Origin of the sequence: Sporolactobacillus terrae DSM 11697 (assembly GCF_000648615.1) — a bacterium.
Lineage (GTDB): Bacteria > Bacillota > Bacilli > Bacillales > Sporolactobacillaceae > Sporolactobacillus > Sporolactobacillus terrae.
Genome location: NZ_JFZC01000012.1, coordinates 34446 through 51414, shown reverse-complemented (window position 1 = coordinate 51414; position 16969 = coordinate 34446). Strand labels below are relative to the sequence as shown.

Here is a 16969-nt window from a genome sequence, read left to right as displayed (position 1 = left end):
TCGTTCATAGAGGCAAAACCATCACAAAGCTCAAAGCCTTGTTCTCTCTTGATCACGAAAGCTATTAAAAAAAGAATCATTGCAAGAATCACGCCGGACTAAGGATGGAAAGCACTGTATCCAGGGCCGCATTCACCCCCTTTGCGCAATCTTCATAGTCCGTAAACTCTTCCTCACAGTGGCTCTTGCCATCCAAGCTTGGAACGAAAATCATTGCCGTAGGAATGTAATCGGCTATATACTGAGCGTCATGACCGGCACCGCTGTACATTCTTTTATAGGTATAACCCAGCTCTTGTGCCGATTGTTCCAACCTGTCGCAAAGCGTCTGGTCAAAGGCAACGGTCTTTCTCCCCCATAATTTTCGAACCTTAATTGTGCAGCCGCCCAAAGTTTCTGGTAGCTCTTTAATCGCTTGAACGACTTGTGCCACAACATTCATATCTTTGTGCCGCGCTTCGAGTGTGAACGTCACTCGATTCGGAATCACGGTATGAATATTCGGAGCCACCAGCATTCGTCCCATCGTATAAACCAAATCAGAATCCAGCTCATTCAACTTCTTCCTCAGTAGGACGATGGCATCGGTCGCTGCAAACAACGCATCCTTGCGCATGGGCATCGGTGTCGTTCCAGCATGATCTGATGCCCCGGTTACCTCAATCTCGTCATTCACCATACCGACAACGCCCTCAACAATGCCGATCGAACGTGCTTCGCTCTCGAGCACCGGCCCCTGTTCAATATGCATTTCCAAATAAGCGGTCGCTTCCTGTAGTCGATTGGCCGCATCGCCCTCATAACCGCTCGCCGCCAATGCCTCTCCAAAAGTCATGCCTTGCGAATCCATACTTTGCAGCATTTGCGCCTTCTCAAATTTTCCGGAGATGATTCCGGAACACATCATCGCCGGATCAAAACGTGCACCTTCTTCATTCGTGAAATCAACGAGCATGAACGGAATTTTCGGCTGAATGCGGTGGTCATGCAGCGTTCGTGCCACTTCCAGTGCGGCAATAACGCCGAGCACACCGTCAAAACGACCGCCTTTCTTCACCGTGTCGAGATGGGACCCCATCACCAGCGGAGGTCGGTCCTCGCTGCCTGCCATTGTGGCGTACACATTTGCAACATCGTCAACCTTGATACTCATCCCTAGCTCCTTACAACAAGAGACCAGGTAGTCCCGTGCACCGATATCCTCATTTGAAAGCGATAGTCGCGTGACCCCATTCTTCTCAGTGCGCCCAAAATCCGCAAATTTTTCAATTGTCTCCTTCAACCGTTCCGCATTAATCTTCAGCTTCTGTTCCTGCACGAGCGTCCCGCCTCCGTAAAACAATTTTTCCTTGCTGAACCGGCTCAAATGACACGCGTTGTCTCGAACTCCATTTCACTGTAAAAAAATTATTTTTCATTGCGGTCAAACGTATGGCGCATTTTATGAGCAAACCGCTTAATTAAGGCGTCATCAACTTCGAATCTGCGAACAGAACCTCTTTTTCAAACTGAGTCAAAGCAGCTTCAAAGCGATCCATCGCTTCATTAATTTCCGCTTCGGTAATAATCAGCGGCGGAGCGATCATCACACTCGATTCATGTGAGTAGGTGTAAAAGCCTTGGGCCATCAGCATGCCGACGAATTTTTTCATCAGTCCGACTTTATCCCTGCCGAAATCCATCCCATAGGCGATCAGCGGTTCTTTTGTCTCCTTGTCTTTGACGAGTTCAACTGCCGCGAACAGTCCGATACAGCGCACCTCGCCAACGGATGCAAAACGTTTCAGCTTATCGAGACGCTCTGCCAGAACATCGCCCATCGCCGCCGCGTGATCAATCAAGTGCTCCTCCTTGTACACATCAAGCGTGGCGCAGCCGATTTGTGTGGAGACCGTGTGCCCACTATAGGTCAATCCGGTCATCAGCACATGATCATCGAAATAGTCAGCAATCTGCTTGCTGACAATCACACCGCCAAGTGGACTATAGCCGCAGGTCACGCCTTTGGCAAAAGTCATCATGTCCGGTTCAATTCCGAAATGTTCAACCGCAAACATTTTCCCGGTGCGCCCGAAACCGGCCATGACCTCGTCGCAAATCATCAGGATCCCATATTTCGTGCACAGCTCCCGTACACCTTCCATATAACCCTTTGGCGGAATCAGTACGCCGTTGCTACCTGGAATCGACTCCATGAAAATGGCTGCAATCGATTCCGGCCCTTCATAGAGGATCTGACTGTTGAGACGATCCAGATAGAAAGCTGCCGCCGCTTCTTCACTGTCAAAAGCAATGGATTCCCGGTAAAGGTACGGTGTCTCAAATTTAATGAATCCAGGAAGTCCCGGTTCAACAGTGAAACGACGATTTTCACCGGATAAATTACCGGCACCAAAGGTTGCGCCATGATAGGATCGATAACGTGAGAAGATTTTGTACCGTCCCGAGTACATGCGCGCAATTTTTACCGCGTGGTCATTCGAGTCGGCACCGCCATTGGCGAAGAAGACCTTGGCCATGTTCTTTGGCGCAACCTCAATAATCTTGTGGGCAAGCTCTGCCTTCGATTCTGTCGCAAACCCCGGTGCGGAAAGCGGGATTTCACCGATGTGTTTGAACGCCTCCATCAGCTTCGGATGATTATGGCCCACATTCAGATAGACAAGCTGTGAACACATGTCGTAAAACCTTTTTCCTGTCTCATCCCAGAAAAAAATTCCTTGCGCTTTTTTAATGATCTTAGGATGGACGTCTTTTTGTTTAGACCATGAATGTAAGACATAGTTTCGATCGTCTTCTTTAATTTGCTGGTCATCAAGGTGCTCCATTGCGCCATCTCCAGTCCATTTTTCTGAATTAACATAATTTAATGATATAACGATAAAAACAGAAAACAATGAACATTCAGCCAAAAAATAATGTGCACTTGCACAATCGCAAGGCACATTATCGCATCAGATCTTCAATCATAAAGGCCAACTGCAAATTCGTTTTCACAAAAGGATGCCCCAGATCTGCTCCAAGAATCGCTTCAATTTTTTTCACTTTATAAAGGACTGTATTCCGATGAATAAATTTTTTATGAGCAATCGTTGCCGTGCGTCCATCCTCTTCGAGAAAAACACGAAGAAATGGAACAAAATCAGTCTCATGCAGTTGATCATAACGGTACAGCTGCCCAAGATACTTTTGATAAAAGCGCTCAATGATGCGTGGATCGCGCACATCCATAATAATGCGCGATAGGCACCTAGATCATTAAACTCACAAATCTTCAAATACGGATGACGTTTAGCCAGACGTAGTACCGTCAGCGCTTCCTGGTAACTCCTTTGAGCCTCCATAACCGGGTATTCGCTTCCGCTCCCGATTGAAAGGTTGCGCCACTCTGTCTTCTTGGCGCGAATTGCCTCGGTCAGCTTCATCAGCGGCAAGTCCGATCCGCGCAGTTGTACAGTCAAATAAATTAATTGATTCTCCCGATGCATCGATTGCAGCAGTCGGTATTTTCGCGACAGTTCCATCTCTATTCCATAGACGAGCGCAACCGGCAATTGATCCGAATCATACGAACAGACCACGATTGAAAAGGATTGATCCGCCTGCGCGCCGATCTGCTCAAGTTCCGCAGTCACATAAGCACGATCGGGAACGGATTGGAACAACAGCTCTGACAGCAAATCTCTGAAACGGGATTGATTCTGTTCCGCCGCTGCAAGAAACTGAACGGTAATTTTCACGAAATCAGCCACACGATAGCTCCAAGGCATACTGAAAATTGGGAACCGATGGCTATTTGCAAAATCCATGACTTCATTGGGAATGCTCGGAATATATGGACCGACATTCAAGATCACGCCGGATGCTTGGTGATCATAGGTTTTTTTCACCATGGTGATCAGCTTTTCCTCATCATGATCCATGTTGATCCCCGTCGTGACAAGCAGCTCGCCTGCCTTAAAAAAGTCGAATAAACAGTCGCTTTCCATCACATTGACCCCGGAGATCGTTCGCGACATGCCCGCTTCTCCGGCGACCGGTTTGATCGTTGAAAGTTCCGGCAGCATAAACAAATGCTTAAGTGTGATCATCTCATTCCCCCTTACAATCCAAAGAAACATTTAGGAAGTAAAGCATTGAATCAAAAACGAACGAAAGTAGAAACGTAATCAGCCTGTATTAAAGCCTATTCTGACTTGTTTAAAAATTTTCACATCTACTTTGACTATAAATCGATCCATTTCCCATGTCCAATGCTATGTAAAGAAAGTTCACCCACATTACTCAGACATGCACTCTCCGGAATACAGCGTCACCGGACTTGATCCGAAGCACTTTGAAGATGCCGTGATCCTCTCACTTCTGATCGATCTCTATCGCTACGATCAATGGAAGCGATCAGAAAACCCTGACTAAGCCCGTTCCTTGCTCCCGTAGGACGAGGATTGGATCCATCAATCTTGAGTTTGAACGACACTTCAGCTGCTTGCCGAGGGCGATCCGGGAGCCTCCTCGAACACGCAATTTTCCTGAGGGGGCTTCCTTGGCTTGCTTGCCGCGGGCGTCTCACTCATATCTCAATTTGATTGATTACAGATATGCTGCTTATCCCAGTTTCAGCAAGTTCATGTTAAAAAAAAAAAAAAAAACAGACCCTAAAATCAGGTCTGCTCCCACGCTCAAATGTTTAGAACCGTTCAATAACATCAGCATTTAACTTTTTCAACACGTCGACTGTCAACTTCACCGCCGAAACAAAATCCTCATAGGCAACAAAGCAATAGGAGGTATGCGCATAACGAACCGGCACACTGATCACAACGGTCGGCGCGCCGTGATACAGATTGATCACCGCACCATCATTGCCACCTCCGCTTCGTACAGACTGTTGCGTCGGAATCCTTTTTTCAGAAGCCAGATCAAGGCAGAACTTTTGAAAACGCGGATTTACAATAATCGATGAGTCAAAATGACGCAGCATCGGTCCGCGTTTGAGCCCGGTTTGGATCATATACTCGGGCATCACCGTATCATCCGCCGGCGCACCTTCAAACACGATTGAAACATCCGCATTGATCTTCTTCATCGCGACCTGTGCGCCACGCTCGCCAACCTCTTCCTGTGCAGAAAGCGAGGCTACAACATCAATGTCAAGATCCGATCCATCCAATTCCTTCAGAACTTCAGCCATCACCGCCGTACCGATTCGGTTGTCAAACGCCTTGCCCAGCATTAAACCCTTGGCTTCGTTATACTCGAACGTCACGTCCGGCACAACCGGTGCCCCAATGTCAATTTTGAAATCGCGAACCGCTTCCTCAGCAGAAGTTGCGCCAACATCGATCACCATCTCGGAAACCTCAGGTAGTCGTTTGCGCTCCTCCGCGGTCATAAAATGAGGAGGTGTGCTGGCGATAATCCCCGATATGTATTGCCCATCGCGATTGCGCACGCGCACCTTGTGTGCCGGAATATTGGCGCGCACCCAGCCGCCGACCGTCACAAAACGCAGCATGCCATTCGGTTTCACTGCCTGAACCATAAATCCGACTTCGTCGCTGTGCGCATCCAGCTGAACAACCGGACGAGCACCATTATTTCCATTTCGCGCCGCATACACATTGCGCATATGATCTTCCTCGACCGAACTGAACGGCTTGACCGCATCAGTAAAAATGCCGGCAACCTCGTCCTCAAAACCTGAGATACCGTGCGCATTCGACAAACGCTCAATCAATTGAATCGACTTTTTCTTATCCACAAAAATGCACCTCTCGTCTCTAAAACACCTACATGATAATTTCATTATTATTATAGTATCGTTCAAAAAGAGTTGTCTCAAGAAACATTCTATAGACAACTTTCCAAGACAGAAAAGAGTACCACCGCCATCTTAGTACTCTTTCTCCATGTGCGTCATTCGAAGTCAAACGGAGTGATCACTCCGCTTGTTCACCTGCTGCTTCTCCTCATCCTTTTCAACAAATCGAAAGAGCAGGTAGCCGGCTACGGTTCCGATTGTATTCAGGATCACATCATTAATATCGGTGGTGCGGTTGGGCAGAAAAAGCTGAATGCATTCAATGATCGATGAGAACAAGGCACCCATAAACACAAGATGCAGGAATTTGAAGTACGGGTACTTTAACGTGAGCATGTAACCGAACGGGAGAAAAAGCAATACATTACCTAGATCATCAATAATAAAGTACTTCATCGAGGCCGAACGAAAATCATCGAACAAATGCAGCGGATTCATGTTCACATTGAAATGATGCACCGGACCGCCATGCCAGTTGCCGGTACCGATTAGACCATGAGGAATCATCGTCAAGTAAAGAACAAAAAGGATCGAAAAGGTTAAGGCAATGTTGATCATTGCTTGTTTTAAACCGTTCATCCGATCCCTCCTCCACACGAATCTTGGTAAAGTTACTATTAAATTAAGTGTTAGGCAACCGTGATTTTTTGTCAAACGAAAACACCCGGACAAGAGTGTCCGAGTGCCGCCTGAGGAACACTTTGACGTCAAAGACGTTTACTCTGAATCAACCTCATCTCCAAAAATCCCTTTGAGATGATCATCAAAGTGTTCATGAATTTTTTTGAACTTCTGATCAAATTCTTCTTGCGTGATGATCCCTTTCTCCATCAATAAGTAGAATAATGCGGTGATACGCTCATAGTTAAGTACAGCCTCAGATCCAAGTTCCGTGATGATCTCGTCATTGCCCATTTTGCCAAACATCCCCTCATAAAAATAAACGATGTTAGCACTATAACCAAATGTACCAATCGGCATACGCACGCCTTGGCCACCAGTCTGTGGCAAATCACGACATCAGTTATGACGCTGAGACCTTTTCCTTAATCGTTTTACAACGACTCTGTGACGACTTTGCGTTCAAATGGGTCGGAGCTGATTCCGGCTTCAACGATCTTTTTCGCCCATTCTTTTGCCGAGAAGAGCGAGTGATCGCGATAGTTGCCGCAACTCTCAATGGTTGTACCTTGAACATCGTCCCATGTTGCCGGCCCGGCGATAAATTCAAGCGATCCTTTTAATGCTTTGGCGACATCAACCGGATCATGTTCGCCCCAAAGAATCAGGTGAAACCCTGTGCGGCAGCCAAACGGTGAGCAGTCAATGACGCCTTCAAGCCGATCGCGCAGAAGGCTTGCCAGCATGTGTTCAATCGTGTGCAGTCCTGCAGTTGGAATGGCATTTTCATTCGGCTGTACAAAGCGCAGGTCATAATTCTGGATGACATCGCCTTTCGGTCCTTTTTGTGTGGCAATTAAGCGCACATAAGGCGCGAGAACCTTCGTATGGTCAAGGGTGAAACTTTCAACTTTTGCCATGATGAAACACTCCTATTCGCTTCATTTATATTTATCGTATCATTTAAACGCGGGTACATATACACCGTTATATGTTTTTTTGATAGTGTTTGCAACCGATTGCGTCTGATATGCTTTTGCGGCTGATGCAGAAACGTATCGTGCTGAAATGCCGTCAGAACCAATTCTTTATTAAACTATATTCTTCATATTCGCTACCAAATCGAACTCTTGTTGGAATAGCGATTTTGTTTGATTGATCAAATTCGAATAGATGCTTTCCTTGGTTTCCATTGGCCCTCCTAATCCTCACGCAGCCAGCGATTCTATCCCTCGTCAATGAGTTAAAACTATTCTATATTGATAAATCATATATGTCAACTAGGTATTATAGTGATTAAAAAACCTTTGAGAACGATCCGGCCCTCAAAGGTTTTTTGGGTCATCCATTAATAAGAAACGTTTGGATTGACGAGATGCGTGGGTCTTTGATCTGCACTCAAGCGCTGAACCAATTGTTCAAGCGTCATTTTTCGTGCTGCGTAAAAGGAGTCTTCTGAAACAAAGGCAGCGTGCGGGGTTATTACTGTATTCTCAAGAGAAAATAGGCGACTTTGTTCCGTATCTTCATCCTCGATCACATCAAGTGCAGCCGCCTGGATATCGCCGCCTTTGAGCGCTTTGATCAAAGCCGCCTCATCAACGACCTTGCCGCGGGCGGTATTGATCAAAAAAGCAGTCTTTTTCATTAGCTTCAGTTCCCGTTCTGAAATCAAATGCTGGGTTGTGTCCATGAGCGGGCAATGAAGCGAGACAATATCCGCTTCAGTAAGCAGTTCATCAAACGTTTCCGCCTTTTCCACACCATAGGCTTCCAGAAATTCTTTGGTTTTGGTTGGCGCATAGGCAAGAATACGCACATTCAGTGCTTGCAGCATCGGAATCATTGCCCGCGGAATACTGCCGAAGAAATAAAGGCCAACCGTTTTACCTTCGAGTCGATGCGTCGTGTAGCCCAGGCGCGGATCCCATTTTCCCTGGCGCACCGTGCGATCAAAATAGGTAATCTTCCGCGTCAGGTCAATGATCATGCCAATGGTGTGCAGTGCAACTTCTTTGGAGCAGAATCCCGGGCAGTTGGTCACGCATACGCCGCGTTTGGTCGCTGCGCCAAGATCGACATTATCAACACCGATTGATTGCAACGCAACAATCTTCAAATGAGGCAGTTGATTTAGAATACCTTTTGTGATTTGCTGATACTCGACGACCACACCGTCCGCATCCTGCGCATAGTCGACAAATGATTTCCGATTCTCGTAATCTTTCACTTCGATCAGCTCAAGATCATTAATCTTCCATTCCGTAAGCAATTGACGCTCATAGTCAAGCGAATCATCAATATTATAGTAGAGGACCTGCTTGTTCATGGCGGTCATCCTCTCTCATTTTTTACTCCATTGACTCAAGACCTGATCAATAATCGCAATGCCCTGATCGATTTCCTGCTTTTTTACGTTAAGCGGTGTCGCAAAACGCATGCCGTTTTCATGGACGCCGCAACCGAGCGTCAGAAGTTTCTTCTCTAAGCACCCCTTCTGCACCTTCGCCAGCAGGTCCCCTGCAGGGCTGCCATCCGCATGTGAAAATTCAATTGCCTGCATTAACCCAAGCCCGCGCACATCGGAAATACAGGCATATTTTTTCTGTAATTCTTGAAGCTGTTCATTCAAATAGCCGCCGATCTCGTTGACGTGATCAAGCAGCTGCTCTTCTTTAAATACATCTAAAACCGCTAAGGCAGCAGCTGCACACAGCGGATTACCGCCAAAAGTCGTCCCATGCATCCCCGGATGCCATTCCGCCATAACCTCCGGCGTCGCAATCACCGCACTCATCGGCAATCCCCCCGCAATCGCCTTGCCCACCGTCATGATATCGGGAACCACATCAAAATGCTCGCCGGCAAACATTTTTCCAGTCCGACCGTATCCCGACTGAATTTCATCCATAATCAACAAAATTCCATAGCGATCACAGCGCTGGCGAATGCCCTGAACAAAAGCCTTCGACGGAACAACGTACCCGCCTTCCCCTTGAATCGGCTCCATAATGATCGCCGCAACCTGATCCGGACTCACCAGATACTCAAACAAATGATCCAATTCATCCAGACAAAAATTCGTCCGCTGCGCCTCATCAAATCCGTTTGGACACAGATCCTTCGACGGATAAGGCGTAAAATAAACCGAACCGACCAGCGGCTCATACGTTTTTCGGTATTTTGCCTTAGACCCCGTCACCGACAGCGCCCCGAACGTCCGCCCATGAAAAGAACCCTCAAACGCAATCATTGCCGGCCGTTTCGTGTAGGCACGTGCCAGTTTCAAAGCGCCATCAATCGCCTCCGCCCCGCCATTGGAAAAAAACACCGAATTCAGCTTGCCTGGCGTTACCTCCGCCAAACGTTTCGCCAATTCAAGCGTCGACGGATAATTCACCACATTAAATGAGGCCGTGAGCAACTGCTCCGCCTGCTGCTTAATCGCCGCAACGACCTTCGGGTGACAATGCCCTAGCGCATTGACCGCAATTCCCTGAACAAAGTCGAGATAACGCACACCATTCACATCCGTTGAATAGCATCCCTGACCACTTTCCATAATCAGATCCGTTGCCTTAGCCAATGCAGGACTCAAATAGGGCCGATAATCCTCGAACTTCATGTACACGCCCCCTGAGAATAAGATCACCTCAAAATCTGCTTTAGCTATAAAGGTATGACGTGTGCAGGGGAATATGCTGATCCTTTCAAAAACAAAAACCACTCAAATTCTATGAATCGGGATAGAATAGAACATTATAAAATACCTTTTTTGTGATTTTTTGCCATTAAATAAAACCAATGAACACATTCAGATTACAAATGTTTTTACTCTCTGATCCTAATAAAACTCGTTTTATTCTGTAAAACTTTTGTAATAACTGCAAATAATGGTATAATAGCAAACGTTTGACCATTCTATTATCCTACGAAAGAAGGCATACATATGAAATGTGTTCATTGTGGCAAGGAAAACGGTAACAATGCAGCTTTTTGTGGTCATTGCGGACACCCGCTTAATCCCGCATCCACTGAGCAAGCCGCACAAGAAGAATCGGCGGCGACTGCAGCGAAAAAAGGTGAAATTACGATTAACGCGGACGTCTTTGCAAACTTTTGGAGTTATGTAAAAGGTGCGTTGAGAACGCCAAATGCCTTCGAAGATCACCTGAAAAATGGTATTTTTTCTCTTGCTCTTCTCTGTATTTTTCTTCCTATATCTATCGTTAACGCAATTAATCAACTCTATCATACCGTTGGTGGATGGATTGGAAGCGAATTGTTTGGATCGGTGTCACCAATAAAGGCACAACTATTGGGATTCGATGCAATGGTTAAGGGGATGCTTACGCTGGCCATCTGTATCGCCTTTTACGCACTCCTCATCTTCTTATGCTTAAAAGTTGCTCACGCAGAGGTCTCGTATCAATCAATTATTGCGCGATTTGGATCCTTAAGCGTACCACTAATGGTACTCTCACTTGCACTATTCTTCATCTCATATCTTAATTTACAGATCTACTTAGCTCTTCTAGTCTTAGCATCCATCGGCATCCAAGTCATGTTCTTTTTGACCATGTTCTCCTTCAGCAAGAAAACGCATCTTGATACTTTTTACCTCACGCTGATCTGCCATGTTGTCTACACCGTTATCATTTATTTTGCGCTGAAATCGTACATTGTTAATCTCTTTATGAATCTTCCAACCTTACTGAACAGCTAATTTAGAGCAGTTTAAAAAACAGAAAGAAGGTTAGTCAATTTGGCAAAGCATTGTACTCAATGCGGACAGCTGCTTCCGGATGGCGTAAAATTCTGCACCCATTGTGGTCATTCCGTAGAATCAGCACAGGATCAAACGGCAGCAACGAGAGCGGTTGCACCAACGCTTCCGCAGGTTTCACCTGAAAAACATCATAAAACACAATCAGACAAAAAATCCATTACCATCAAGAAAAGTGTTCTCATTCCTGTCATTATCGCTATCATTTTGATCATTGGTTTTTACTATACGGGAAAAGTATTCACCGACCCACAGCGCACCGTCGATTCATTTCGCAATGCTGTTCGCGATCACAAAACACATCAACTGGCACAAATGATCCACACCAATGAAAATACAAAAGTTACCGATGCACAGGCAAAAGCAATGCTTCAGCTTTTCGATAAAAATCCGAGCATCTATTCACAATCTCTGAGTGCCATGGAAAGCAGTGCAAAACATTCCGGGAAACAACCTTCTGGGAGTCATGCGCTCTACCAGTTAAAAAAATCAGGCAAGAAATATTTGATCTATGATAACTATCAAATTACGACAAACAATGTCCATCCAAAAGTTGTCACCAATTTAAAAGGAATGAAGGTTGGCATTAAAAACATCGGTAAGATGAAAATCGCTACCAAAGCAAACAGCGATGATTCAGAAACCATTACACTGAGCGGAGTCATTCCTGGCTATTACACAATCATTGGTCAATCCAAGTCTATGAATACATCACAGTCTGCAGCTATGCTGTCTAACGAGGACAACGCCATCGATTTTTCAGGGACATTTGTTGCAATTTCCACTAATCTTCCAGGAGCAAAACTTTTCATTGATGACAAAGATGCGAGTAAAATCCTATCTGATAAAGCGGTCAATGTAGGACCTTACAAAGAGGGAGACACGCCATCCTTTTATGCAACGTACACAGTGAATGGGAAATCGATTAAATCAAATACGATTTCCATTTCAGATGATGAATCGTCGGATGATTATTCAGAGGAGTATGAGGATGAAACAACGACAATCGATGATGCCGAATCAGACGGTATTAATCTCATATTCGAAGCGGCTGCCGAAGAAGGTTTCTATTCCCTGAATCGCGATGATCTGAATGGAGAACAAAACGAAAATACACTTGACGCTTATTTTCAAGACTATTATGATGCATTATCAAGCGCAGTCAATGAGCAAGATAACGACTATCTGACCGATTATTACGAAACCGGAACTTCTTTTAGCCAATCCACATTCAAAGACCTCACGGCGATTGAAGATAAAGAGATCAGCGAATCACTTCGTTCCTTTGACGTGACGAAAATATCAGCTGCCGATTCTGAAACTTTCACTATTGACGTTACTGAAGATTGGAACGAATACTATTATGATGACGATGACAACGCGGTCGATAAAGATTTCACATTGAAAACCACCTACCAATTGAAACCCACCGCCCCAGGACAATTGAAAATTGTCGGTTATAAAACTAACGGCAAATCAGAAAAATAATTCGCAGCTTCACTAAAAAAGCGGAGTGGGAAACAATCGGTTTCCACTCCGCTTCTCTTTTCCTGTTATTCAATCGTCAAGAATACTAAACCCGAGCGTTTTAATATCTGCTTCAAAGTTCTTTACGGTATCGATTGAGACTTGTTTCGCGCTTTTTCCGATATTCCCGAGTTTTGATAGGATACTCGGCGGAACGGTGATGATATCGCAACCAAGGTCCTGAGCCTGAAAAATATTTAGCACTTCTCGGGTGCTTGCCCAAAGGAGCTGGGCACCATCTTTCGTATCGCATATTTTTCGACTCGCTCGAACGAATGCCGAAGGATCGACACCTGTATCCGCAATTCTTCCCGCAAAGACGGAAATGATATTTTTCTTGCCTTCGGTTAAGGCATCAACCGCTTCTTGTACCTGTTGTGATGTTGTAATCGCGGTAACGTTGATCGCAATGCCTTCTTCGGACAGTTCGTGAATCAATTCAGCAGTACTTTTTTCATCTGGGGTCAGGATCGGGATCTTGACTGCTACATTTTCGCCAAGTGACGCAATGACTCTTGCTTCTTGCTTCATCGTCTCAAAGCTATTGCCAAAGACTTCAAATGAAATACTATGCTTGGGAAATTCCTTGACTACATCGCGGGCAAAGGATAGATAATCTGTAACGCCTGCGCTTTTCATCAAGGACGGATTCGTCGTAAATCCCTTCACATAATCATGAACCGCGACTTTTCGCATGTCGGCTATATCCGCACCGTCTGAATAAATTCCTATTTTTTTAAATGGCAAATCGATGACCTCTTTTCTTTAAGCGCATGATAGGTTCTCACAACATTTTCAACGGTAAAGCCTTTGAGCCGCATGAATTCAGCTGCATTTCCGCTTGCTCCAAAACCATCAATTCCAATGCATGCACCATCGAAACCCACATAGCGATCCCAGCCAAACGTTGACCCCATTTCAATAGATATACGCAAGGTCACCTCACGAGGCAATATCGATTCTTTATAGTCCTCGGACTGCTGCTCAAACAATTCCATACTCGGCATTGAGACAACAGAAACAGGTGTGCCTGACTTTGCGAGACGTTCCTGTGCACGCAGTGCTAAACCCAATTCAGAACCTGATGCAATCAAGATGCCCTCCGGTTTTGTACCCGTTTGAGGGGAAAGAACATAGGCACCGCGCGCCACTCCTCGATGTGCCCGCTGCTTTGTTCCGCTTAAAACCGGCAAGTCTTGACGTGTTAATGCGAGGATTGTCGGATGATCGGTGCTTCTCATCGCAAGTTTCCAAGATTCAACAGCTTCAACCGGGTCACCCGGTCTTAAAGTAACGACGCCGGGCATCGCTCTGAAACTGGCTAAATGCTCAATGGGTTGGTGGGTTGGGCCATCCGGGCCCAATGCGATCGAATCATGGGTAAAAAGGTAGGTTACCGGAATTTTTTGCAGAGCAGCCAAACGGATTGCATTGCGCATATAATCTGAGAAAACGAAAAAGGTACTCGCGTAAATTTTGCTTCCCCCATGGAGTGCAATGCCATTCACAGCCGCTGCTTCGCCAAATTCGCGTACACCGAACCAAATATTCCGACCTTCAGGCGTTTCTGGCGCAAAAAGCGTTTGATCGGCAATATTTGTTTTATTGGACGCAAACAAGTCGGCAGACCCGCCCCAAAAATACGGTACCTTCTGAGCAAAGTGCTGAATGAGTTTATGAACAGTAGTCCTTCCCGCCTCTGCTTCACCTTCATCGTAAACAGGAAGGTCTACAGACCAGCCTTTTGGCAAATCCCCTTTTATTGCTGTTTCAAGTTCCTCAGCAAGTTGTGGGTATTGGTTTTGATAGTCCGAAAATAAGCGCTTCCATTTTTCTTCTGCCTTTTTCCCGGTTATACCAAACTGGCTAAATCGCGCATAGACGTGTTGCGGAATGAAAAATTCAGGGTAATGCCAACCATACTTTTTCTTTGCCGTTAATGCACCCTTTGGCCCAAGAATGTTGCCATGTACGCGATGCGTTCCCGCATTTGGCGCACCATAACCAATAATCGTTTTTATCTCAATAAGGGTTGGCTTTTCTTTCTGGGCTTTGGCACGTTCAATAGCTAAATTGATTTCATCAAGATCATTACCATCGGGAACGAAGTCATAATTCCATCCGTATGCTTCAAAGCGTTCTTTAATACGCTCGGTAAATGTGTTTTTTGTCGGACCATCTAATGAATTGTCATTCGAATCATAGAGCACAATTAATCGATTTAATTTAAGATGTCCCGCTAATGCACCCGCTTCATGTGAAATGCCTTCCATTAGGTCTCCGTCACCGGCAATCACAAACGTATGATGATCGATGATCGGAAAGTTGGGACGGTTATACCGCGCAGCAAGATGTTGCTCCGCCATCGCCATACCAACCGCCATGCCCAGTCCTTGACCAAGTGGTCCGGTACTTGCATCGACGCCTTCGGTCACGCCAAATTCCGGATGTCCTGGAGTATTGCTGTTCAGGCTTCGGTAATTTTTCAGATCGTCAAGCGACACTTGAAAACCAGCTAAATGCAGCATGCTGTACAGGAGCGCTGATCCGTGACCCGCCGACAAGACAAAGCGATCACGATTAAACCAGTGGCTGTCGGTTGGATTAAAAGTCATTTGCTTCGTCAACACATAAGCCATTGGCGCCGCGCCAAGCGGCATGCCCGGATGTCCGGACTTCGCGTGCTCAATGCAGTCAATACTTAGTGCACGAATGGCATCGACACTCAGCTGATCCGTTTCATCAAACATAAATTTCCGCCACCTTTTTCAGAACTTTTATTGTACCGATTCCCTGCTTCGTATCAGTCCGTCGATTTTCTCTTGAAGAAGCTCAAAACAAACATCAGTGCGAGTACAGCCAGAATGCCCGTCGTGATCAATGCGACACCGCCCATAGATCCTAAGCTTCCTAAGAAAATACCCACCGCACCGTAATCCGTATCTGAGAAGCTGGAGTTGGCAAACCCAAGATTGCCGAGCACCGGCATTAATGCGAGCGGCATGAAACTGATCAGGATACCGTGTACAAAGGAACCAAGAATTGCCCCTTTCCTGCCGCCGGTCGCATTCCCGAACACTCCGGCCGTAGCGCCGCAGAAAAAATGAGGAACGACACCGGGCAAAATAATGACGGTATGCAGGGCAATCATGATGAACATACTGACAATCCCGCCAACAAAGCTGGAGAAAAAGCCAATGATCACCGCATTAGGTGCATAGGGAAAAACAATTGGGCAGTCAAGCGCAGGTTTTGAATTCGGAACAAGCTTCTCCGATATCCCTTTAAACGCCGGAATGATTTCGCCTAAGATTAAACGAACTCCTGACAAAATGACATAAACACCTGCTGCAAACGTTCCGGCCATTTGAAAAGCATAGATAATATAGTTGGTGCCAGTGCTTAATTTTGATTCGATGAACGATTGCCCGGTGAACAGCGCTAGAATCACATAGATCATCGCCATGGTAATCGTGATCGCAACCGTTGAATCACGTAAAAAGGAGAGTCCTTTAGGAATTTTTAAATCTTCTGTGGACTTGCCGTTGTGACCGACCGCCTTTCCGACTAAAGCTGAAATCAAATAGCCAAGACCGCCGGTATGTCCAAGCGCAACCTCATTCGTTCCGGTAATCTTTTTCATAAACGGTTGCAAAATTGCCGGGGATAGTGCATTGGCCATACCAAGCATCAAGCCGCCAAGAAGAATCAATGGAACCGTTGTAAATCCACAAACGGTCATGATTACAGCGATCATACACGACATATACAGCGTCGCATGGCCCGTCAAATAGATATATTTAAATCGCGTAAATCGAGCGATAAGGATATTGGCAATCATTCCGACGAGCATAATTAAAGCGGTCGGCGTCCCGTATTTCGTCAGTGCAAGAGCCACAATGGCTTCATTATTCGGGACAACCCCCTGTACAGCAAATGCATGCTGGAACATCTCACCAAGTGGGGTCAATGCATTCAAAACAATCCCCGCGCCTCCGGTTAAAACGAGAAAGCCGACAAACGTTTTAATGCCGCCAAGTGTAATCGTACTGATTGATTTTTTCTGCAAGATAAGACCTAAAACAGCGATCAACGCGACTAATAAGGCAGGGGCACTTGCAATATCAATCAAAATACTTAACAGCTCTTTCACGGTGAATCCCCCTCGATCTGGATAAATTTTTGCATCGATAATAAGCACAAAGGTGCGCGAA

At 45.8% G+C, this 16969-nt stretch carries 15 protein-coding genes; 2 read left to right on the top strand and 13 right to left on the bottom strand.

Annotated features, from left to right (window positions below; genetic code table 11):
- Positions 1–88 precede the first annotated feature (88 nt).
- From AA84_RS0101935 to AA84_RS0101890, 10 genes are all read right to left on the bottom strand, one after another.
- On the bottom strand, positions 89–1318 hold the full coding sequence (locus tag AA84_RS0101935) for a Zn-dependent hydrolase (RefSeq protein ID WP_028975800.1): 1230 nt from the start codon (positions 1316–1318) through the stop codon (positions 89–91).
- Between the two features lie 142 nt (positions 1319–1460).
- Positions 1461–2828 carry an aminotransferase class III-fold pyridoxal phosphate-dependent enzyme gene (locus AA84_RS0101930; RefSeq protein ID WP_028975799.1) on the bottom strand — a complete coding sequence of 456 codons (1368 nt, stop codon included), beginning with the start codon at positions 2826–2828 and terminating at the stop codon, positions 1461–1463.
- A gap of 118 nt (positions 2829–2946) precedes the next feature.
- On the bottom strand, positions 2947–3090 hold the full coding sequence (locus AA84_RS19600) for a helix-turn-helix domain-containing protein (RefSeq protein WP_420542171.1): 144 nt from the start codon (positions 3088–3090) through the stop codon (positions 2947–2949).
- On the bottom strand, positions 3042–4091 hold the full coding sequence (locus AA84_RS16855) for a PucR family transcriptional regulator (protein ID WP_051577761.1): 1050 nt from the start codon (positions 4089–4091) through the stop codon (positions 3042–3044). The genes AA84_RS19600 and AA84_RS16855 overlap by 49 nt, the downstream gene beginning before the upstream one ends.
- Positions 4092–4687: 596 nt before the next feature.
- Entirely contained in the window at positions 4688–5761 is a 1074-nt protein-coding gene (locus tag AA84_RS0101920; protein ID WP_028975798.1) for a M42 family metallopeptidase, read from the bottom strand.
- Positions 5762–5926: 165 nt separating this feature from the next.
- Entirely contained in the window at positions 5927–6400 is a 474-nt protein-coding gene (locus tag AA84_RS18210) for a VanZ family protein (RefSeq protein ID WP_051577759.1), read from the bottom strand.
- Between the two features lie 138 nt (positions 6401–6538).
- Positions 6539–6832, bottom strand: coding sequence for a hypothetical protein (locus tag AA84_RS0101910; RefSeq protein WP_223362443.1), 294 nt, complete (start codon positions 6830–6832; stop codon positions 6539–6541).
- Positions 6833–6876: 44 nt separating this feature from the next.
- Positions 6877–7362 (bottom strand): S-ribosylhomocysteine lyase, encoded by a 486-nt coding sequence (locus tag AA84_RS0101905; RefSeq protein WP_028975796.1) that lies wholly within the window; start codon positions 7360–7362, stop codon positions 6877–6879.
- A 428-nt stretch (positions 7363–7790) separates the two neighbouring features.
- Positions 7791–8771: a C-terminal binding protein gene (locus AA84_RS0101895; protein WP_028975795.1), complete on the bottom strand. Its 981-nt coding sequence runs from the start codon at positions 8769–8771 to the stop codon at positions 7791–7793.
- Between the two features lie 15 nt (positions 8772–8786).
- A complete protein-coding gene (locus tag AA84_RS0101890; protein ID WP_028975794.1) occupies positions 8787–10067 on the bottom strand; it encodes an aspartate aminotransferase family protein in 1281 nt (426 codons plus the stop codon).
- A 324-nt stretch (positions 10068–10391) separates the two neighbouring features.
- Between AA84_RS0101890 and AA84_RS0101885 the strand changes: the two genes are divergently transcribed.
- A complete protein-coding gene (locus AA84_RS0101885) occupies positions 10392–11168 on the top strand; it encodes a zinc ribbon domain-containing protein (protein WP_028975793.1) in 777 nt (258 codons plus the stop codon).
- Between the two features lie 39 nt (positions 11169–11207).
- Complete coding sequence (locus tag AA84_RS0101880) at positions 11208–12716, top strand: zinc ribbon domain-containing protein (RefSeq protein WP_028975792.1); 1509 nt, start codon at positions 11208–11210, stop codon at positions 12714–12716.
- 69 nt (positions 12717–12785) lie between these two features.
- On the opposite strand, the gene AA84_RS0101875 is transcribed toward AA84_RS0101880, so the two are convergent.
- Genes AA84_RS0101875 through AA84_RS0101865 form a run of 3 tightly spaced genes read right to left on the bottom strand, consistent with a single transcriptional unit; the run spans position 12786 to position 16908 of the window.
- Entirely contained in the window at positions 12786–13502 is a 717-nt protein-coding gene (locus AA84_RS0101875) for a transaldolase (protein WP_201770036.1), read from the bottom strand.
- Positions 13484–15505, bottom strand: a complete 2022-nt coding sequence (tkt, locus tag AA84_RS16845) for a transketolase (RefSeq protein WP_051577757.1) — start codon at positions 15503–15505, stop codon at positions 13484–13486. The genes AA84_RS0101875 and tkt overlap by 19 nt, the downstream gene beginning before the upstream one ends.
- Positions 15506–15558: 53 nt before the next feature.
- A complete protein-coding gene (locus AA84_RS0101865) occupies positions 15559–16908 on the bottom strand; it encodes a PTS ascorbate transporter subunit IIC (protein ID WP_037562681.1) in 1350 nt (449 codons plus the stop codon).
- Between the last annotated feature and the right edge of the window lie 61 nt (positions 16909–16969).